Genomic DNA, 22,035 nt, shown 5'->3' on the forward strand with positions numbered 1-22,035 from the left:
GATGAAGAAAATTACACTCCTATTTTTAGTTTTGGCTAGCGTACAAGGCTATACACAAGACGTTATATTTTCGCAAAACTTTCTGGTTCCAGAAACATTAAATACATCGTTTACAGGTGCAATTAGAAGCACCAAGGTTGGTGCTGTATATAGATCTCAATGGAGAAATACTGCTTTTAAAACCAACTCTAATTTCGCTTTTTTTGATACTTGGTTCGAAGGCTTTAAAACAGGAATTGGTGTTAGTTTCTTAAATCAGACAGAAAGTGCTTCAAACTATACTTTTAATCAAGTGAACTTCAATTATGCGATGGCATTTCAAATTAGTGATACTTGGTATTTTAGACCCAGTATTTCTGCGGGTTTTGGAATGAAAAATTACGGATTTCAAAATCTATTGTTAGAAGATCAAATCAATCTAAATAACAGTACTATAAATACAGCGACAATAGATCCTTTATTATTAAGTGAACAACGGAATTTCTTTGATTTTAGTTCATCAATCTTATTTAATAATGAAGATTCTTGGATTGGTTTAACAGTAAAGCATTTAAATAAACCCAATATTTCTTTAACTGAAAATGGCAATGTGCCTTTAGATGTGTTTTGGTCTGTTCATACAAAGTATTATTTGCCTTTTTTAGAAAATTATAGAACATGGTTTACGAACAAAAGTAAATTGTATCTACTATCTAATTTTATGATGCAAGGCAAGTTTAATAGATTAGATGTAGGTACACAATATGTTTTTGATGATACATTCTCTTTCGGAGTTACAGTAGCTACGTCACCAATAAAAAATAATGCTAATACTTCCTTTATAAATTCGATTAGTACTTTTGCTGGCGTTAGATGGCAAGGGTTTCGTTTTGGATATTCCTATGATTTTAACACAACAGAACTTTTAAACACAGGCGGTATTCACGAATTTTCTGTTTCTTACGATTTTGACATTAACATTAGAGCATTAGACAGGTATAAATGTGTCCCTTTTTTCTAATTTAAAAACAAGAATAAATGCTCTCTAAAATTAAAGTTGATAAAAAGTACACTTACTATTTATAGAAAATATAAAAACCTCTTCTTAATAATTAAGAAGAGGTTTTTATATTTTATTGTACAGATAAGAAGGAATGCTTTTACTTATTAAAGTAAACTTAAATCTGCAATACCTGTAACTTCTGTAGAAAGTTCTCCTAACCAACCCATGTTTGCTTGAATAGCTGTTTGAACTTTAATAAAATCGATTCCTGTTAAATTCACCATATTTCCATCTTCATCTATTGCCATAGCAATATCTATTTTATCTCCACCAGGTGTATTGTCTGCATAACCAGCATCAAAAGGTGCACTTGTAATAAACCTAGGATTGCTCATATCAATATTACTACTAGACAAAATAGTTCCTGTTATTGTGTAAGAATCTTCTGTAACAGATGCTGGATAATATGCCTGTTTATGAAACACATTGGTTGCTACAACACCACTATTTCCTTCACTATCTGTCCATGGTACATCTGCAGTAATAGGCTCTGGTTTTGTATAGGTTACACTATAGTTTTTTATAGTTCCATCTAACTCATCTGCACTCCCTTTAATTTCATACCAAGTATCATCTGCAATACCATTCGCATTTTCGTCTTGCATTACCCAAACAATACCAGGTTCAGCAAAATTAGACATCGCATTTCCATAAACAATTAAATCATTGCTGTCTGCTGTATTAATTACAGTATGATCAAAAGCATAAGAAACTGAGCCTCCCCAGCCACCTAAACTTACCATCCCTTTTTTACCTTCAACAGTTTTAGCTCCTTCTTCACTACCTAGTGTTGTATTAATAAATTGACCTGGAGCAGGTAAATAATCGATTAAACTGGTAACATACAGATTACTTTCAGTTGTAATTGGACGAATTTTAGCATCCACTAAAATAGTATATTTATTTGTAAACGCTCCTGCGTTATTAGTAGCTGCATAAGACAAAACATACGTTCCAGATTTTTCAGGAATAAAAGCATAAGCCGCTTCAGAAGACACAAGTTTATCACCTAAATACCATTCTTCGGTATACACTGCTTCATTAATTGTCGTTGCAGAAAAATGAATGGTTTCTCCCATTATAATTTGAAGGTCATTTTCTTCTTGCGATAATTCAATTTCTGGGAAAACACTATAAAGGTCTATTTCCGGAGTACAAGAAGTAGCCATAATTGCTAAAAAACAGGGAATAATAAAAACTACACGTGGTTTTAAAAGTTGAATAAATTTGTTCATAATTTTTAATTTAAAAGTTGATTATTAGATGATAATTGTTAATATTTAAATACTACTTTGTTCGGAATGTCTCCTGTTTCTACAGACCATTTTAAAACTCCTTCAGATGAAAAACAGTAAAGTGTTCCTGGAGTTACATAATCTTTAGCATCCGTAATTAAAATGTCTTTTGTTTCTGGATTGATCTTGATGCCATACGGAATTTTTATAAGGTCTTTACCTTCATCCATAATAAAAGAATCTTCAAGAATGGTTTCTGTTTTAGTATCTAGCCTATCATAAGAAATGGTGTTTTCTCCTGTTAAATAACTAAACTCTGTGCTGTAGATATAAATAATATCATTAAAAATAGTCATATTACTCACAGCCAAATCAAACGATGTTTTAACCTCGTCTATGTCTGTATCAACAACAAAAAGTTTAGAAGGCGTTTCATAATAATCTCCTCTAGAAGAAACATATAAGTCTCCTTCGCTATCAATTTGCATGCGATGAAGGTTTATGGCTACTTCTATACGTTTTGTTTCTTCAAAACTATTAATATCGACTACAGAAACAGTAGATTCATAATTTGGCGGACTATAACCACCAGAATTGGCTACATATATTTTATCTTTATAAGCAATTAATTCTTCGGGTTGTCTGCCCACATTTACAGAACGAGTAACACTAAGACTTGTCGTATCAATTTCCATGATTTTTCCTTTTGCAGCATCAGGATCTCCAATACTTCCTAAATAGGTGCTTAAATATGCTTTCCCTTTGTAAAAAGTAATATACCGACAGTTATCTATATTTATTTGTTTGATTTTTTTTCGAGTTTTCACATCTAAAACCTCTACTTTATTAGAAGCATTTACAACTACATATAATTTAGATCCATAGATTCCCATGTCATTTCCAACATCTCCCAAACCTCCTACTTCGTCGGGGTTTGCAGTTCTAAAAACTTCTTTTTCATAAATTCCTGTCTCAAAATCCATATAATCCAAAGCTGCTTTATTCATCGACATGTTTCCTTCATTCAATAAGTAAAAACCTTCAATTTTCGAAGAAGGTTCTATTGGTATTTCTAGTTCCGTAGGGTCTTCAAAAGCATCATCAGTTCTACATCCATTTAAAAAAAATACTACAGCTAAAGCTAATACAACCTGTAAACCTAATTTTCTTTTTTTCATAATATAAAATTTAAAGTGAAACGATAGGACCTCCCCGGCATCGGAAAGTTTTTTACTACCGCATATTGTTGATTAAATACGTTGTTTACTTCTACCAAAATTTTTAATTTATTTTCATTTAAAAAAATTGTCTTCCCTAAACTTAAATCGTGTGTGTACCATGGTTGCAAATAGTTAGAATTAATATTTGCTTTCTGGCTATACCTTTCTCCTGTATAGATAAAACTGTAATTGAATTCTAATTTCTTATAATCTATCATTGCACTTACACTACCACTATGACGTGGTATATACGGAATTTGATCTCCATAATTACTAGCATTAGCAGTAACATCTATAGATTCTTGATAGGTATAACTAAGGTTTGTTGTGTAATGAAATTTTGCACCTAAACTTCCGGAAGCTTTCATATTTGTTTCTATTCCGGTAGTTTCTACTTTGCCTAAGTTTAGCATAGACCAGCGAAATAAATTAGCTCCAGGAACTGCAACAATTTTGTTACCTATCCAAATTTTATAAACATCTGCTTGTATATCAAATGTTGTTTTTTTGAATGTTGGTTGATAAGAAAACCCAAAATTTACTTGAGAAGCATCTTCTGGATCTAAAAAAGTATTGCCAATAAACGTGTAATACAAATCATTAAAAGTGGGCATTCTAAAAATCCTCTTATAAAAACTTCTTACTCTAAATTTATTAGAATTAAAAGGCTGCCAATTCAGCATTAGAGATGGTGTGTATTTTTGTAAATCTTCCGCAGCCTCATAATACTCTACCGTTTCATCTACTGTTGTACTTAATAAACTAGCTTGTATTTTTATTTTATTAAAACTAAATTCGGCAGCTAAAGCGGATAATAGCGTAATTCTTTTAGGATATGAAAACCGGTACAGATTAGCATCCATTGTATTTTTTTGTACGTCAGTAGCTAAAGATAGTTTCCAAAAGGGGAAAACCTGAAACGTATGTACCATCGATAAATAATATTCTTCCTGTGTATATCTATTGTCTAATTCGCCATCAACTTTTATAATTTCTGGATCTACATAGCGCGAATAATTATGGGCATATTTACCTCTTAATACAAAAAAATAATAGTCATTTACATGATTTGTGTATGCTCCTTGAACAAAATTATTCCGATCCCACAGACGCTGTGGACGTTTAAAACGGTTGGCAACAATTGCGCCTGGTAATCCTCGTTCAGAATCGTAGTGATACAGTTTTATGTTAAAATCATTATTTTTTCCTTGTCTACTATGTAATGATGCTTCTACTCTAAAGGCTACTATATCTGCATTGTTCCGTGTTGCTATGGTATCATAACTTCCGTTGGTATATCTAAATTTATACCTTCCATGGGCGGTAAGGTATTCTGTACTAAGGCGAGCACTTAAGTACTTATTAATTTTAAAATCTAAATTTACAGATGGATTTATCAACCCAAACGAACCCGTTTTTACACTTGCATTTGTATTGATCTTCTTTCCATGAGAAAATTGAGGTGTTTTACTTTTTAAATAAATACTATTGGAAGAGGCATACGATTTGGCTGATTGATTTAAATCTGATCGCTGCCCTTGATAAAGTGACACCGCCTCCATGTTTTGTACAGAATATTTACCCAAATCTATTTGACCATTTTGAGCATTTCCTAATTGTACACCATCATAAAAAACGCCTGTATGTTGCGAGCCCATTCCTCTTACATTAATGGTTTTTATACCACCAATGCCTCCATAATCTTTTAGCTGAACGCCACTAAAAAAACGAATAGCATCTGCCACACTATAATTACCTAAGCGACTTAATGCTTTACCTGTTAAAGACTGTAAAGGTGTCGGTGAAGAATGTTTTTTTAGCTTCTCTTTATTACTTATTAAAAATATTTCTTTTAGTTGAACCGTTTTTGTTGTGTCTTTTTCCTGCGCATACAAAGAATAAGAACTGTGAAGCCCAAAAATTAGAAAAATAGCCCAAAAAAAATGTAAAGAAGAAGTCCTCATACTTATTTTTTATAGCACAAGAGGACAGAATAATAGAAAGTACCACATATCCTATTACAATTAAAAAATTGTAAGATAGGTAGGTTCCTAATTCCAGCTTCAATCCTCGAAAGCTTAATGAATTATTAAAAAATGGCAGGTCTTCTGACTTGCTCCTTCCACTCGGTCTTCCCATTCTTTCGAAAAAGTGACCTCTTTTGAGTTTCAGTTTTTGAGCTTACAGCTGCGGGACAGTTCTAGAGTTACACTAAATTCCCATTTTAATGTCAAATTATTAAATTCGACAACCATTTTTAGTTAAAAATAAAGTACAAATCTATTTACAATTTATTTAATAACAATACTCTTTCTATTGTTTATTTTAAGCAATTTTATACGAATGTAGATCTCAAAAGTTTCTGTATATTTATTTATAAGAAATATTTTATGAAAGAACAGGCTACTTTTATTCACAACAACCTGAAAACGAAATCTAGGTACTACAGAACTGAACATGATTTTTAGCAGAAAAGAGAGAAAGGATTATGATTGTTATCGACAAGTAGATGTTTCACCACAGAAAGTAACCTTACTGCTCTCTTTTTAATCTTTCTTATTATATGCAAAGCATCTTAAAAGACAAGCTTAAGACGTATCTTATTTATTGCTTTTATATAAAAAAACTGATTCTAGAACATAAAAATTACGGTTTTAAAACCGTAATTTTATATTTTAATTCTTTACTATTATCAAAATGAATAATCAATTATTAGTACTTATCTTAATATTTACAACAACGCATTCACTATCAGCACAAACAGTAAGTCAACAACAAAAAGCTGAAGCCTATTACCAAAATCAACAACCAGAAAAAAGATATAGCAACACTTGGTATTGGTTATTTGGCCCTTCAAATAGTAGCGCTACGAATGATGTAAATAATAGGGTAGCATGGGAATTAGAAGAGGGTGGTTGGTATGCTGGCCTAGGAAAAAATGATAATTATACGGGATATGGAATTCAGTATAAATTAAAAACGAACAGTTACATTTTTAGTAACTGGAAAAAGACACAGCCCAATGGAATGACGCTATCTCAAAGTCCAGATTATAGTTTTATGGGAACTTATAAGAATAAAGCTAAAAATGGTTTTGGAATTACAAAATGGTCTAATTATAAACCATTTAATAATAACAATTATAAAAATGTTATAAAATATATTGGAGAGTATAAAAATGGTGTCTGGAGCGGATATGGAATCCTCTATTTTCGAAATGGGACTTATAAATCTGGTATTTTTATTGATAGTATATTGACTAAAGAATTACCAAAACTAGAGGTTTTAGAAGCATTAGGATTTTAAAAAAGGTAGCAATTTAAAATTACTACCCTTCTCGTTAACTGCAATAAGAATCCCCCAATTCTTTAAACAGTACTTGTAAATTATTTATTCTATTCCTTGTGCATCACCAATAACACGATCTATAAAATCTGTATTAATATATAAAAGCTTTGCTAAGTTATATAAAACGTTCACTTCACTATCATCTATTTCTCCGTCAGCATAAGATATAATAGATAAATCTCTTAATATATTTAGCTTTTGCATTACAGACAATACAATGTCTAAATCTTTGGTAAGTTGTTGTACTTCGCTAATCATTTCAGATTCTGTAAGCCCTTTAATTGTCATCATACAATTAGCAAAAACTTTAGGAGCAACAATACTACTTAATGCTTGTATTTCAGAATCATCTACAACACCATCTGCATTGGAAATTAGATACCCGCCTAAAAACATTAAACGTTGTATCTTTTCTGAATGCTCTCCTTCTTCATCTAAATTTTCAGGCTCCATTAAAGACATAATACGCTTAATTTCAACCTCCATAGCTTCCTCTGTAATTTCACCTGAAATGGTTTCATTAAAAGCTGCATAGGTTTCACTTTTATTAAAAAGTTCTAAAGCTTTAATTCTTAATGGACTAAATGGATGGCTACTATACCAATCTGAAGGATCTAGATTAGAATCGTTTAAAACTTCTTCTAAATCTACAAATTGTTCGATGTAAGCATTCAGTTGAAAATCTAAAGAATCTGTAGTTACCCCAGACGATAATTTAAAGAACGTGCGCCCTACAGCTTCAAAGTTTTGGCAACATAACAACCCAGCTCTATCGGCACTTATTTCTGCATTTCTATTCCAAGCATACAACTTCATGGCATGAATTGGCGCTAAATCATTTTCGCCTGTATCTAAAATTTGTCTTACAGGATAATCAAAGTGCTCAAAAAGTACATGCCCTATTTCATGACCAACTACAAAGGTTAATTCTTCTTTAGAGAAACGTTCTAAGATTCCGGAAGATAAAATAATATACAATTTGTTTTCATCTGGTGGATAGCACGAAGCATTAAACATATCTCCTTGGTACACAAAAAACTCAATATCTGCTTTAAGTTTTAAGGTATTTTTACAATGCTCTCCTATTTCATGAAGCATTGGTGCTAAGGTTTTTGTTAGCCTTAAACTAGATTTTAATAAATGTTTTCTAGACTTAAACTTGCCACTATTTTTGTTTATCTTTTCTAAAGTCTTTTGTATAAGATCGTCTTGTTGAAAAGCAATAACATAATCCCTATCACCATCATACACTAATAAATTTAAATCGATATCGGCTCTATTATTTGTGTAGATTTCGGGCTCTTTATCAACTATTGCTTTATGGTTTAGGGCATTTAATTCTTCAATGCGTTTGGTGTATTTTTCTGCTAATTCTGTTGTTATATTTTGAAATACAATACTTGCTTCTTGTATTTTTTCAAAATTTCCTGATGCTTGCGCATCATTTAAATCGGTTAACATCTTTTCTTGCGCTGTATTTAAAGCTGCTTGATGTTCTTTTTCTAATTCTAAAAGTGTTTCTGATGTATATGACATAATATTTTTAAGCTTAAACTGTTATTTTTGAATTAGAAATTTTCATTAATCTCCCCTTTAAATCGAAAATTCCTAGAATTTGATCATCTCCTTTTTTAGCCACAATATTGTTTCCTGGTAACTCTACTTCATATCCTTTTCCTTTTAAATAAAAATACAAACTGTACTTATGAGGGAATGTATAATTTGCTGCAACCATAGTAAAATGAGAACATATTAATGCTGGTGAAGTTCTCGCTTTACTGTCTGCTTCTTCTGAAGTAATAGTAACATAAACAACTAAACCTTTAAAAACTAAAGGAACATAACAGCTCTCTTTTGCCATTGCAGAAGCAATGGTCGAAAAATAAACCCCTGGATCTGAATCTAACTCTTTCTTTGGTGTTGTAAAATCTTCTATTTGGTAAGCTTCTCCTATTGCTTTTACAGCTAAAGCCGTCTGTAAAAATTTTTCTGGAATACCACTTTGTGTATTTGCCCAAGCCCATAACCAACTTTTTTCATTTTGAGAATAGGTACCAAGAACCTGAATGTCAAAAACTTTGTCTTCTCCGTACGTTAATTTACCTTCAAGCATATCGCAACTCCAGTCTAAACCTTCTACCATCTCGCTGAAAATTTCTTGTTTTTCGTTAGAGATTACAAACGATTGATTATACAATTCTTCTATGTCTACTTTCGTAGTTTCTTTTGCTTCTTGTTGTTTGTTTTCTGTTTGAGAAGTTGCAACTTCTTCCGTTCCTTCTGCAAACTCTTCTAATTTATCTTCTAATAAAGAGGTAATGCGTGCTGTTTTGCCTTCTACATTATCAGCATTCATTATAGGACTGTGGTCTATTTTTAAAACGCCTTCTTCAAAAGTAATTGCACGTTCTAAATTATGCTCGTTATTTTCGTTAACAATAATTACATTTTTTAATCCGGCTTTTAAAAGTTGAACCCCCATATCATCTACACAAATAGCTTTAAAAGCTTCTACTAATGGTAGAAAATATATTTTAGGAAATGTATCATTATATAAATGAGAAAAACGATCTTCCATTAAGGTGTTCCAAGAAATACTTAAAGGAACAGTATAACCTGCAGCAGTATTAATTTCTGTTTCTAATGCTGGAAATAAATCGTTTTGAAATGCTTGAATAATTCTTTTTTCTTTAAGGCCCATAATTTTATAATTTTAAAAATGATTTTTTATTTGTGTTATAATATTTGAAGTAATTTTTCTTCTAAAATATTAGATAATTTTTCAGGTAAAGCTTTATCAATAGTTATTGCTATTGTTAGTGTTTTTGCCTGATGATTAAGTTGTAATTTATCTGCTTGTTGTAAGACAATTGTTTCTATACCTTGCCAAACTTCTTTACCTAATGCGTCTTTTGTAATCTGATCTACAGCACTTTTTAATGCTGCAAAAACATCTTGAACATTCAACCTATTATTTAATTGATCTAAAGGAATACCATCTATGCTGAATTCTTTTAATTGACTTCCAAATAACCTTTTTTCAGTATTCAACCAACGTTTCAATTGTAAAACAGTTAGCTCTTGGTTTGCAGATGTTATTGATCTGCTAACTGCTCCTTTAGATAATTCTACAACCATTTTTTTGGGTTGTTTTACCGTTATAAGTGCTATATTATGTGTGTTAAAAAAAGATACTTGCTCATCCTGTGAAAGCATACAAACCGATTTCTGATGATTGCTCTCTTCTGTAAGGTCTAAAATGGTGCCTTCTATATAAACTCCATTTTTTAATGAAATAGCTATTAAAATGGCTTCCTTTTTTTTTAAAACAGCCCGTAATATTTCCTCTGGCGTTTGGGCTACAAACGCTTTATAATAAGATGTTTTTTCCATGATGTGCTGTTATAAATGTTCTATAAGGTATTGGTAGTCTTCTGGTAATTGATCGATAAGGAAAAGAAAAATACCGTCTCGAGATGTCGTTTTGTAATTGTAATATGTTAAGGTCTTAAGCGCTAGATTAGGATAATTCATTTCTATTAAATACATACCTACTCCTTCTGTTAAATTGCGATTTCCTTCAGGTCTTTTTAATGGTTCATGTTTTTCAAAAGCAATGTAAAATGAATTTAAATCTTTTTGATTTACCCATATATTGCTTAAAAAAACAGGAGCATCTGGTTTAGAAAATTTTTGTTGTACAATGCGATCTATATTCTCCGCTTTTTCAGATCCATAATTATTTGCAACAATAGCATTCGGTTTGTATCTAAACGATTCGTCACAATCATTATAAGTAGTCGGTTTTACTATCAATTCGTAAAAACCCTTTTTTTCTTTTTTGATTTTAAAATCGACACGTGCTTCTCTTGTCCAAGTATCTGGATAATCATCTAAAATTGCACTAATTTTTTTTGAAAAATATTGAAAATCATTAAATGTAGGTTCCGTTTCTAAATGAATACTAATTGTAAGATTAAACACATTTACATCCATACTTAAAACATCAGTATCTAGCGCTTCGTACAGTGCTTCTCTTAGTACAATTTCTTGTTCTTGATAATGTGTTAATGCTTCTATACTTCGATTTTCACTATATTGATACGGAACATACAAGGCTTTATGTTCAGCATTCCATTCAAAATTTATAACAATATCTGGGTTGCTTTTAAGTTCTAATTCCACCCAAAATAAATTAGGATTCATGTTCGCTGCATTAAAGTTTCTTTTAAAAGTTAGAATCTTATATTTGTTATTATGATGCATTTTTAAATACGTCACAAATCCCTTTTTTGCTTTCGCATTAGAAACTCCACAACCAACAAACAACAACAGAATCCCTATTAAAACACTATAAAAAATGACTCTATACATACCAATAATTTTTACCAATTACACTAAATATTAAACGCTTACTTATAAATTATTTTCTAATAAATTAACAAGCACTTTAGTCCTACCTTCAATATCATCTGCATTTAATATCGGGCTATGATCTACTGTTAAAACTCCATTAGAAAATGCATATGCATTTTTAGGATTGTGGTGGTCTTTGGTATTTGTAATGTGTATTTCTTTTAAGCTTTCTGCTAAAGCTTCTTTTCCCATTTCGTCTGCAGCAATAGACTTAAATGCTTCTACAAGTGGTAAAAAGTAAATTTTTGGGTACGAATCGTTGTAAAGGTGTAAAAAACGATCTTCGAATAAAGTACTCCACTCAATATTTAAAACAACATCGAAACCCGCAGCTTCAAGTATTTGTGCTTTTAATTGTGGAAATTGTGCTTCTTGAAATGTTTTTGTAAATCTGTTTTCTTTTAATCCCATGATCTCTTAATTTAAAGGTTATATGTTTATATACCTCAAAACTAAGATTTGAATAGGATGTTTTTAAAACCGTTTTATATTTGCCGTTTTTTGTTTTGTATTTGCGTTTATAGGGTCTCTAAAATCTGTTTTAAGTACGATTTTTTACGAGTCGCAACTGGTATCTTTTCATCATTTGTTAAGCAAACGGTATTGTTTGCATTAATTGTTTTTATGTATTTTATATTTACCAAATGCGATTGATGTACGCGTACAAAGGTGTGTTCGCTTAAAATGTTCTCGTAGTATTTTAGATTGCGGGCACTCATAATTTTTTTATCAACAGTATGAAAAATAGTATAAGCTCCATCTGACTGACAACGTACAATATCTTTTGTTTGAAGAAAATATTGTGCATCTGCAGTTTTAATTAATAAGGTTTTCTGAATTTCCTTTTTATTAATTTCAGAAACCGTATCCATTGCATTTTTATACACTTGTTCTTTCTTAAAACCGATTCTAAATCGGTCTATACATTCCGATAATTCTTCGGAATCTATCGGTTTTAGTAAATAATCTATTGTATCGAACTTTATTGCTTTTATTGCAAACTCGTCGTAAGCAGTTGTAAAAATTATTTTGAAAGCAATACTATCTAAAGCTTCTAAAATTTGAAAGGCATTGCCGCCAATCAATTCAATATCCAAAAAAACAAGATCTGGAGTTTCCTCTTTTAAAAACGAAATGGCATCTGTAACGTTATCTATTTTAGCAATAACCTCAATGTCATTTTGAGTATATCTAATCAATTTATCTAATGTGTTTAATGCATTAAACTCGTCTTCTATTATAACTGCTTTTATCATTAAATTTTTAATTTAAAAGATACTTTTGTTCCGGAAGGACTCTTGTTTTCATCAAATAAATCTTCAATAGAAAATGATTTCTCTTCCCCCTTTTTTCTCATTTTTAAACGTTCTATAAAAATAGATGTTGCATGTAAATTTTCCGTTAATTCTTCTTGCTTTGCTTTTGAAGATCTTCCTACACCATTATCTAAAATAACAAATAACAAACCTTCTGGTTCTTTTTTTACTTGAAGTTGAAGTTCGCCGCCTTCTTTTTTCTCTTTTAACCCATATTCTATCGCATTCTCTACAAAAGGTTGCAATAACATTGGTGGCACTTGTATTTTTGAAACATCTATAGCGTCTTCTATTTTTACGGAATACCTAAAGACATTATTAAAGCGTAATTGTTGCGTTTCTATATAGTTAGAAATCATGGCAATTTCTTTATCTAGTGGAATAGATTCTTTTCTAACATAATCGAAATTTTGTCGAATTAATTTAGAAAATTTCGCAATATAATTAGACGATTTTATCGGGTTTCCTTCTAAAGTTATATTTTGAATAGCAGCCAACGTGTTAAATATAAAATGAGGATTCATTTGTACACGTAGCAAACTTTGCTCTAATTTTGATGCCTTATTGGCAGCTCTTAGTTTCGTGTTATATAAGTAAAAAGCTGCTACAACAGATAGCAAAACAAATAATAGAACAATACTTATTAAAAGCCATTGGTTTCTAGTATTAATTTCTTTTTGATGCTTAATTTCTGTTTCTTTTTGTTTTACTTCATAATTAACATTCGCAAAATTTAAAAGCCTATTTTTTTCTAAACGACTTACATCTAGCTGTAAACTATCTCTAATAATCTGGTTATTTAGGGCTTTTACATAATCTTCAGACATAATAGCTATTGCTACGAGCTTGTCTCTTACTTCTATTTCATCTTTTACACTATTATTAGCTACATAGATATCTAATGCTTTATTATAATTAACTTCTGCCGAGTCCTTTTTTGAACTCAATAAAAACAGGTTCCCTAAACCTTTATATGGTGCTGCATTTATAGCTTTTATATTTTTATTTAAAGTAACAGCACCTCTAAGAAACTTCTCTGCACTTTCGTATTCACCGACTTCTATATAGGTATATCCTATATTGTTTAGAACACTAACCAATGTTTTTGGATCTCGTTTAGACTGACTTAACGTCATCGCCTCAGCATAACTTGCTAGTGCCTTATTGTATTGCTTAAGGCGTAAATAAACACTTGCTTTATTGCTTTTTACAGCAATAATAGATATTGTGTCTGTCCCTTTAGAATGTAAACTGTCGGTTGCTTTTATATAAGACAATGCTTTATCGTAATCTTTTAATTTAAAGTGCAGTTTAAATAATTCATTGTAAGCTTTGCTTTCTATACGTTCATCTCCTATTAACTGCCCTAAGTGCAAAGCTTTTAAAGCATAAATTTGCGCTGCTTCTACATCTCCCATGTGCAGAGACGCTCCGCTTAATGTAATTAAACAACGACCTTCATTATATTTGTCTTTTAATTTAATAAATAATTGATAGCTTTTTAAATGCGTGTTAAGTGCTTCTTCATATTTAAAGTTTAAATATAAAGCTTCCCCTTTATTAAATAACAACATGCCCCGTTCTAAAGAAGTTAAATCTTTACTATTTTGTAATACGCTGTCTAATTCTAAAAGCGATTGTTTTGGTTGGGTTTGAGTTAGACTATCTAACCTAGCTAGTCTTTTTTCTATATCTGGACGGATAACATCTTGTTTCGAGCAAGCAAAAAATAGGAGTAATAAAGAAATAGCAAAACTCAATTGCGGCAAGCTTTTGTTTTTTGAAATCATAAAAGTAATACTGGGTATTATTTGAATGCGCTAAAATAGACAATCATCAATGTCTAATAAAACAATTTAGTATTATTCTCTATAAATAGCGAGCAGCTTATAACTAAAAGTTGAGGCCAGTAGTGTAGGTGTAAATTACGAGTATCTTCCACTTTTATTAAATAAAAACAACCTAAAAGAAAGCCTTATAATATCGCATATAACTGGCTGTTCTTAAAATGAAATCAAGAAATATTTAATTGCATAGACTAACTTAAAATATTATCATTCCTTACCAATTGCATCCCTCTTTTATATCAATACCTTATATTTTGAAAAAAAACATTCATTTTTATTTATTTCACCTTGCAAAATTGGAAATAAATATCTGTCTTCATTAAAATTTCATTGCAGCTCTAATCCGCTAGGATTAAAGATTTCTTTTATTCTTTTGTAAAAAAGTTCTTTATTATATCAATTGTGAATTTTCCTATCATTGCATTCCCAATTATAACTAAACCCATTTAAGCTACTTCCTTTTATTTATAGAATTCTATTCCATATTTTTTTGACTTAATCTCATTTTTACTGAAGTGAAGCATATCTGAATTTAGCACAAAAAAAAAAGAGTAACCATTTCTGATTACTCTTTCTTAGTAGCGGGAACTGGACTCGAACCAGTGACCTTCGGGTTATGAGCCCGACGAGCTACCTACTGCTCTATCCCGCGTTGTAATTTCGAAAACAATGACTTAGCTTTTAACTTTCGACTCATAAACTCGATCCGTTATTTCCGACTGCAAAGATACATCTAAACTAAACAACTGACCAAACTTTTTTTAATTATTTTTTAATTATTTTTTAATCATCTAAATTCTAATCAAATATAAAAAGGAATTACCTTTGCAACATGACACATAAAGCAGGTTTTGTAAATATTATAGGAAATCCTAATGTTGGTAAATCAACATTAATGAATGCATTAGTAGGTGAAAAGCTATCTATTATCACAGCTAAAGCACAGACTACCAGACATCGTATCTTAGGAATTGTAAACGAAGATGATTATCAAATTGTATTTTCTGATACGCCAGGTATTATAAAACCCGCTTATGAATTGCAATCTTCTATGATGGATTTTGTAAAATCTGCCTTTGAAGATGCCGATATTCTAATCTATATGGTAGAAGTTGGCGAAAAAGAATTAAAAAACGAGGCATTCTTCCAAAGGATAATCCATAGTGAAATCCCTGTTTTTCTACTTTTAAATAAAATAGACAAGTCTACTCAAGATGAAGTTGAAGAAAAAATTGAATATTGGAGAGAAAAAGTACCTAATGCAGAAGTGTTTGTAATTTCTGCTTTAGAAGGTTTTAATGTAGCTGCTGTTTCAGATAAAATAAAAGAATTATTACCAGAAGGGCCTGCCTTTTATCCGAAAGATCAATTAACAGACAAACCAGAACGTTTTTTTGTGAATGAAAAAATTAGAGAAAAAATTCTAATTCATTATAAAAAAGAAATTCCGTATTCTGTAGAAGTAGAAACAGAAGAGTTTACAGAAGAAGAAACTATTGTTAGAATTCGTTCTATTATTATGGTAGAAAGAGAAACTCAAAAGGGAATTATTATTGGTCATAAGGGTGCTGCTCTTAAAAGAGTTGGCGCAGAGGCTAGAAAAGATTTAGAAAAATTCTTCGAGAAAAAAGTTTTTATAGAATTATATGTAAAAGTGAATAAAAACTGGCGTAGTGATAGAATTCAATTAAAGCGTTTTGGGTATAATCAGAAATAATTTAAAAAATTTCATTCTCGTAAACAAGAATTTTAAATATTTTGTGTCATAAAATCATGTAAATCTTGCATTTGAGATTTCCCTGTGTCTTTCCCTATTTTTCCAATAAAATACAACAAAACCCAAATGAAAGGTAAGAGGATCATCATTATTAATGGAAAAACAAAAGGTTCTTTTAAAGAGACTCTGGTGTACAATAACACAAAGAATCCTAAAAATGAAACTCCTATTACAAAATGGACAAACATAAAGAGTGTCCAAACTTGAGGTTTCGGACCAAAAAGACCTTTCAATTCAGATTTATTGTCGGATTTTTCTATAATCTCTAAATGTAATTGAGGCGACCAAAAATGTTCTTTTTCCTTAGAAACCGAAATAAAAATATGCCCATCTACAATACTACCTCTAAAAGGTATTTCTTCTTTTACAAATGCTTCAGAAAAACGACTTAAAATAATATCTGAGCTCTCTTCTAAATCAATAGAAAATCTTGGTCTTAGAAAGATTTTGCTATTTCTTTTTTCTTTTACAATCATATTTTAAATATACTAAAAAAATAGAAACGTCCTTTAATTTTTTAGATATGTAGAAAAAGGATGCAAATTATTGCTCTTTCTTCTTTTTAAAAGCAAAGATAATAGCTTTAAAATTCACTAAAAAAACAACTACTTTTTTAGAATTAAAACTAGTAAATAGTATTGCTAGTTTTTGTTTTTTAAAGACTTCATTTTTAGCCTCTTTCTTACAAGCTTAAATTGTATCTTTGCAAAAAATTTGAATTCAAATGAATAGTATTGTTGCCATTGTAGGAAGACCAAATGTAGGAAAGTCAACGCTTTTTAATAGACTGGTACAGAGAAGAGACGCTATTGTAGACTCTGTAAGTGGAGTTACAAGAGATAGACATTATGGGAAATCTGACTGGAATGGAAAAGAATTTTCTGTGATAGATACAGGTGGTTATAGTATTGGTTCTGATGATATTTTTGAAGAAGAGATTAGAAAACAAGTTGCTTTAGCTATTGAAGAGGCAGATATTATTGTATTTGTTGTAGATGTTGAAGAAGGTATTACACCGATGGATGCTGAAGTTGCAAAAATTTTACGCAAAGTTAAAAAACCAATTTTTGTTACCGTTAATAAAGTTGACAATGCAATGCGAGACGCAGATGCTGTTGAATTTTATAATTTAGGTTTAGGAGGTTACCATACAATTTCTTCTATTAATGGAAGTGGAACTGGAGACTTGTTAGATGTAATTGTAGCAAAAATGCCTGCGCCAGAAGAAGTAGATTTAGAGAAAGTAGATTTACCAAGGTTTGCCGTTGTTGGACGACCAAACGCAGGAAAATCTTCTTTTATAAACGCTTTAATAGGTAAAGATAGAAATATTGTAACCGATATTGCTGGTACAACAAGAGATTCTATCGACACAAAATACAACCGTTTTGGTTTTGATTTTAATTTGGTAGATACTGCCGGAATAAGAAAAAAATCGAAAGTAAAAGAAGATTTAGAATTTTATTCTGTAATGCGTGCTGTACGTTCTATAGAATATGCAGATGTTATTATTTTAGTAGTAGATGCAACTCGTGGTTTTGAAGGCCAAGATCAAAGTATCTTTTGGTTGGCAGAAAAAAACAGAAAAGGAGTTGTTATCTTAATAAATAAGTGGGATTTAGTAGAGAAAGAAACCAATACGATGCGCGATTTTGAAGCCATGGTTAGAAAACAAATTGAGCCTTTTACAGATGTGCCAATTGTATTTACTTCTGTATTAACAAAGCAACGTTTATATAAAGCTATTGAAACTGCTGTAGAAGTTTTTGAAAGAAGAAAATTTAAAATATCTACAAGTAAATTAAATGATGTAATGCTAGACATCGTAAAAAGTTACCCGCCACCAGCTACAAAAGGGAAATTTGTAAAAATAAAATACTGTATGCAATTACCTACGCTAACACCTCAGTTTGCGTTCTTCTGTAATTTACCTCAGTATGTTAGAGACCCTTACAAACGTTTCTTAGAAAATAAACTAAGAGACATGTACGATTTTTCTGGTGTACCAATTACCATCTATTTTAGACAGAAATAAGAATTAATTTCTTCTTTTATAAAACTCGAAAACTTTCATTTTTATACTTTTTTAAGTGTAAAAATGAAAGTAACGATTCTTAAAAACGACTATCAAATTACAATTTTGTAATTTTGTAAAATAATTGTTAAAAAGATGAAAATTCTAGAATCGAGTTTAGTAAACGAAGTTGAGCTACCGCTGCAACTAAATATTTCTTTTCGAAAGGTTTTTGATCTTTTTGAAAAGTACACTCAAAAAGAATACAAACAACATCCATTTCATAGTTCTGCTTTAGAAATGGTAAAGTTGTTTCAGCAACATCCAGAATTGAATGATGGTTTTTCAGACTATTCTTTACTTGAAAAATACAAAGAAGAAATAAACTTACTATTAGGCCCTTTATTTCCAGAACCGTTGCAGCTAAACGAGATAAAAGCAGCGAGTGTTCCTTTTTCTTTTACTTCTTTTAAATTTACAGATCGTTTTCTAAACATTTTAAATAATGCAGGCGATGATTATGAATTTATGGTAAGAAATTTTGAAGACGAAAGTATGTATATTATGGCATGTACTTTTATTTTAGATTTTGTTTATGGTTATAATATTGATATAAAAAGACCTTTTTACTTCGATATTCCAGATAAATCTACAGGAACAATGAAGTACTATAGAGCTGCTTTTAATGCTGATTTCTCTGAAATTATTCCAACAGAAAATGCTCCTAAAATTACAAAAGAAGATTTTAGAGAATTATTAAATAATTTCGACAATATCGATCTTTGGAAAGAAAAATTTCCACCAAATAGTTACATTTTTAAAGGATTTGGGATTATTAATCTATTCGATGTTACTTCAGAAGAAATGCTGTCTTCTATAAAAGCGAACTTATTAGCCAGTGATGATAATTTAATATTTAAGCTTCAAAATAATTTAAGAGATTTTTACGCGATTAAAAACTTAAGATTAGGGTATTCTATTTTTGACAATCTTAATGAAAAACTTTGCGAAACTATCGTAAACAAATCTAATAGTATCATTTTAAATAATAAAGAAGAAATAAATTGTTCTTCAAATTATTTTTGTGAAGAGATTATTCAAAAGGTTTTTAAAGACCACCAGACTTTTATTATTTCAGACTTAGAGGAATATGGTAAAAGAACAGATAAGAATCTTTTTTACCATAACTTGTATAATAGCGGAATTCAAAGTATCATTTTAATACCAATAAAGGCTTCTAAGAATGGAGACTTGGCACTGTTAGAAATTGCGTCTCCGAATGCGTATGATTTAAACTCTGTTAACATCAACAAATTAAAAGACATTATTCCTGTTTTTGAAGCGGCTGTTAAAAGAACATCCGAAGAAAGACAAAATGTTTTAGAAGCAACCATTCAAGAAAACTACACTTCTATTCATAATTCTGTAAAATGGCGTTTTTACGAAGCAGCAGAAAAATATTTTACAGAATCTCAAACCAATGAAAATGCAAAATTAGATGAAATTGTATTTAAAGATGTGTATCCTTTATTTGGTCAAAGTGATATAAAAGGATCTTCGGAAGCTAGAAATAATGCTATAAAAGAAGACTTGATAACGCAGTTAAATTTAGCTATTTCAGTCTTAAAAGATGCTTGTGAAACAGAAGAATTACCCATTTACAATGAATTAATGTATCGTGTTGCAACCTATTTAAAAGAAGTTAAAGAAGATTTAAATGCGGGAGACGAAATTAACATTGTCGACTTTTTACAGCGAGAAATTTATCCTGTTTTTAATCACATTAAAGACATTAATACAACCCTTTCTAAAAAGGTAAAAATATACATGAATCGTTTAGACAAAGATTTAAACGTAGTTTATGAGAAAAGAAGAGATTATGAAGAAAGTGTGAATCTTATCAATGATAAACTTTCTAAATATATAGATAATAAACAAAAAGATGCCCAAAAAATGTACCCGCATTATTTTGAACGCTATAAAACGGATGGCGTCGAGTTTAATATGTACATAGGTGAATCGATTACAAAGAAAGATTCTTTTGATAATATTTACCTTTATAATTTACGCTTATGGCAATTACAAACCATGTGTGAAATGGAGAATATTGCCTATACATTAGTTGATACAATGCCAGATAACTTAAGAGTTGCTTCTCTAATTTTAGTACATAGCAACCCAATGGCTATTAAATTTAGAATGGATGAAAAACAGTTTGATGTAGATGGAGCTTATAATATTCGTTATGAAATAATTAAAAAAAGAATAGACAAAGCACATATTAAAGGAACTCAAGAAAGAATAACACAACCTGGTAAAATTGCTATTATTTATTCTCAAGACAAAGATGCTTTAGAATACATAAAGTACATAAACTTCTTACAATCTAGAAAACAATTAGGTAAAATTGAGTTCTTAGAATTAGAAGATTTACAAGGTGTTTCTGGCTTAAAAGCATTAAGAGTAGAAGTTATTTATCAAAAAGATTTTGACGAAAAGAAAACAATTACTTTAAAGGATTTAATAAAACAAATTGAAGCTTAAAGTGGCATAACTTTATAGTTAAAAGAAACTGCAAAAGCTAAAACACTAACAATAATACCAATCATAAAAACGGTATAGGTAAGTCTTAAAATTTTGTATTTTCTATTTAAAACCAGCCCTAAAAAGTATAAATCTTTCGTTAGAGAACCGTATAAATAGTCTCTATCTGTCATCATTTCTGTAATTCCCCATTCAAAATCATCTAAATTCATTTGATGAAAATTTCCGAAGAATAATAAATTCACCTTTTTATTAGCAACATCTTCTTTGGTAAACTTACCCTCTGTAACATTAGGTCTTGTTGCTAAAATAGATAAAACAATAGATGCAACAGTAAAGGCTACAAAAATAATAGTTGGTACTAATAAGTGAGCATTTGAAGGATTGTCTAATTTAGGCAACAAATTAGACAACGCTAAAGAAACAATAATTGCATTTACAGAAAGTAAAATATTTGCTTTAGTATCTGCAATATCACTTAAAGTCATGTGGTTTCTAAGTGCAACTCTAAACATTGTTTCTACACCACGTTCTGGAACTTCACTTTTATTTTTCTTTAAATCTAAAGCAACCTCTTTCTGATTGAATTTCTTAGCTTCATTTTTAATTTTCTTCTGATTTTTTAAAAGTTTTGCTAAATTTTTCTCTTTCCCTTTGCTCCAATTTCTTAAAGCAAAATCTGTATAATATCTATGTTTCTGCGTTAGGAAAGACAAGTTTAACTCGATCCATTCAGACTGCGTATATCTTTTATCTAAAGACAACTCCCACTCTTTTCTTAGTAAAGAAGCAAAATCTAAAAAATTTTTAGAAGCTAAGTGTGCACAATCTGCATCTCTAATAATTTCTTCTAAAATATTTTTTGGCACATAATTTACCTCTGTTGCTTTAATTATAGCAGTAATTATTTTAATTCTTTCTTTTGATATCTTTTTAGCTTCTAAAAACTCTGTAGCAATTTGCACACTTTTTTCTTCATGGTTTTTAGAACCATCAATGTAACCAGTATCATGAAACCATGCTGCTATTTCTAAATCTTCTAAAACTGCTGCATCTAGCCCTAAACTTTCTGCTATTTCCTTAGCTTTTTCTACAACCCTTTGCGTGTGCGCAAGATTGTGGTATACAAAGTTTGAATGTATGTTTTTACTTAAAAAGCTAAAAACAAATTTTTCTACTTCAATAATTAGTGCGCTCATAGTATAATTTTAAACAAAAATAAACAATTAATAATGGTTTCTTTTTGTATGAATTTTGTCGTAAATTTAAGTATTGC

Annotated in this window: 17 protein-coding genes, 1 tRNA gene and 1 riboswitch; of the genes, 5 read left to right on the top strand and 13 right to left on the bottom strand. The window is 30.3% G+C overall.

Annotation, left to right across the window (positions count from 1 at the left end):
• Position 1 precedes the first annotated feature (1 nt).
• Complete coding sequence (locus CW731_RS08420) at positions 2-1,000, top strand: PorP/SprF family type IX secretion system membrane protein (RefSeq protein ID WP_100946304.1); 999 nt, start codon at positions 2-4, stop codon at positions 998-1,000.
• Between the two features lie 146 nt (positions 1,001-1,146).
• On the opposite strand, the gene CW731_RS08425 is transcribed toward CW731_RS08420, so the two are convergent.
• From CW731_RS08425 to CW731_RS08435, 3 genes are read right to left on the bottom strand one after another with little or no spacing between them, the layout of a single operon-like run.
• Complete coding sequence (locus tag CW731_RS08425; RefSeq protein ID WP_198519796.1) at positions 1,147-2,277, bottom strand: PKD-like domain-containing protein; 1,131 nt, start codon at positions 2,275-2,277, stop codon at positions 1,147-1,149.
• 38 nt (positions 2,278-2,315) lie between these two features.
• A complete protein-coding gene (locus CW731_RS08430; protein ID WP_100946305.1) occupies positions 2,316-3,455 on the bottom strand; it encodes a YncE family protein in 1,140 nt (379 codons plus the stop codon).
• Complete coding sequence (locus CW731_RS08435; protein WP_100946306.1) at positions 3,452-5,461, bottom strand: TonB-dependent siderophore receptor; 2,010 nt, start codon at positions 5,459-5,461, stop codon at positions 3,452-3,454. The genes CW731_RS08430 and CW731_RS08435 overlap by 4 nt, the downstream gene beginning before the upstream one ends.
• Before the next feature lie 116 nt (positions 5,462-5,577).
• A riboswitch (cobalamin riboswitch) is annotated at positions 5,578-5,768 on the bottom strand.
• 426 nt (positions 5,769-6,194) lie between these two features.
• On the opposite strand from CW731_RS08435, the gene CW731_RS08440 reads away from it, so the two are divergent.
• Entirely contained in the window at positions 6,195-6,803 is a 609-nt protein-coding gene (locus CW731_RS08440; protein ID WP_100946307.1) for a hypothetical protein, read from the top strand.
• An 84-nt stretch (positions 6,804-6,887) separates the two neighbouring features.
• Here the strand turns inward: CW731_RS08440 and CW731_RS08445 are convergent, their stop codons facing one another.
• From CW731_RS08445 to CW731_RS08480, 8 genes are all read right to left on the bottom strand, one after another.
• The gene (locus CW731_RS08445; protein ID WP_100946308.1) at positions 6,888-8,381 is read right to left on the bottom strand and encodes a M48 family metallopeptidase; all 1,494 of its coding nucleotides are present in this window, start codon (positions 8,379-8,381) and stop codon (positions 6,888-6,890) included.
• Between the two features lie 13 nt (positions 8,382-8,394).
• A complete protein-coding gene (locus CW731_RS15670; protein WP_198519797.1) occupies positions 8,395-9,546 on the bottom strand; it encodes a DUF6882 domain-containing protein in 1,152 nt (383 codons plus the stop codon).
• A 35-nt stretch (positions 9,547-9,581) separates the two neighbouring features.
• The gene (locus tag CW731_RS08455; protein ID WP_100946309.1) at positions 9,582-10,238 is read right to left on the bottom strand and encodes a hypothetical protein; all 657 of its coding nucleotides are present in this window, start codon (positions 10,236-10,238) and stop codon (positions 9,582-9,584) included.
• A gap of 9 nt (positions 10,239-10,247) precedes the next feature.
• Positions 10,248-11,219 carry a hypothetical protein gene (locus CW731_RS08460; protein WP_157812212.1) on the bottom strand — a complete coding sequence of 324 codons (972 nt, stop codon included), beginning with the start codon at positions 11,217-11,219 and terminating at the stop codon, positions 10,248-10,250.
• A 42-nt stretch (positions 11,220-11,261) separates the two neighbouring features.
• A complete protein-coding gene (locus CW731_RS08465; RefSeq protein ID WP_100946311.1) occupies positions 11,262-11,672 on the bottom strand; it encodes a hypothetical protein in 411 nt (136 codons plus the stop codon).
• Between the two features lie 107 nt (positions 11,673-11,779).
• Positions 11,780-12,517 (bottom strand): LytTR family DNA-binding domain-containing protein, encoded by a 738-nt coding sequence (locus tag CW731_RS08470; RefSeq protein ID WP_100946312.1) that lies wholly within the window; start codon positions 12,515-12,517, stop codon positions 11,780-11,782.
• Entirely contained in the window at positions 12,517-14,367 is a 1,851-nt protein-coding gene (locus CW731_RS08475) for a tetratricopeptide repeat protein (RefSeq protein WP_100946313.1), read from the bottom strand. Before CW731_RS08475 ends, CW731_RS08470 begins: the two co-directional genes overlap by 1 nt.
• A 636-nt stretch (positions 14,368-15,003) precedes the next feature.
• Positions 15,004-15,076 (bottom strand) — tRNA-Met (locus CW731_RS08480).
• Positions 15,077-15,256: 180 nt separating this feature from the next.
• Between CW731_RS08480 and era the strand changes: the two genes are divergently transcribed.
• Positions 15,257-16,141 (top strand): GTPase Era, encoded by an 885-nt coding sequence (gene era / locus CW731_RS08485; RefSeq protein ID WP_100946314.1) that lies wholly within the window; start codon positions 15,257-15,259, stop codon positions 16,139-16,141.
• Between the two features lie 32 nt (positions 16,142-16,173).
• Here era and CW731_RS08490 read toward each other — a convergent pair whose 3' ends face one another.
• Positions 16,174-16,677 carry a GTP-binding protein gene (locus tag CW731_RS08490; protein WP_100946315.1) on the bottom strand — a complete coding sequence of 168 codons (504 nt, stop codon included), beginning with the start codon at positions 16,675-16,677 and terminating at the stop codon, positions 16,174-16,176.
• A gap of 248 nt (positions 16,678-16,925) precedes the next feature.
• On the opposite strand from CW731_RS08490, the gene der reads away from it, so the two are divergent.
• The gene (gene der / locus CW731_RS08495; RefSeq protein WP_100946316.1) at positions 16,926-18,236 is read left to right on the top strand and encodes a ribosome biogenesis GTPase Der; all 1,311 of its coding nucleotides are present in this window, start codon (positions 16,926-16,928) and stop codon (positions 18,234-18,236) included.
• A 135-nt stretch (positions 18,237-18,371) separates the two neighbouring features.
• Positions 18,372-20,759, top strand: a complete 2,388-nt coding sequence (locus CW731_RS08500) for a GAF domain-containing protein (RefSeq protein WP_100946317.1) — start codon at positions 18,372-18,374, stop codon at positions 20,757-20,759.
• Here the strand turns inward: CW731_RS08500 and CW731_RS08505 are convergent.
• Positions 20,756-21,958, bottom strand: coding sequence for a Pycsar system effector family protein (locus tag CW731_RS08505; RefSeq protein ID WP_100946318.1), 1,203 nt, complete (start codon positions 21,956-21,958; stop codon positions 20,756-20,758). The genes CW731_RS08500 and CW731_RS08505 overlap by 4 nt on opposite strands.
• Positions 21,959-22,035: the final 77 nt, after the last annotated feature.

It is taken from the genome of Polaribacter sp. ALD11, assembly GCF_002831685.1.
Lineage (GTDB): Bacteria > Bacteroidota > Bacteroidia > Flavobacteriales > Flavobacteriaceae > Polaribacter.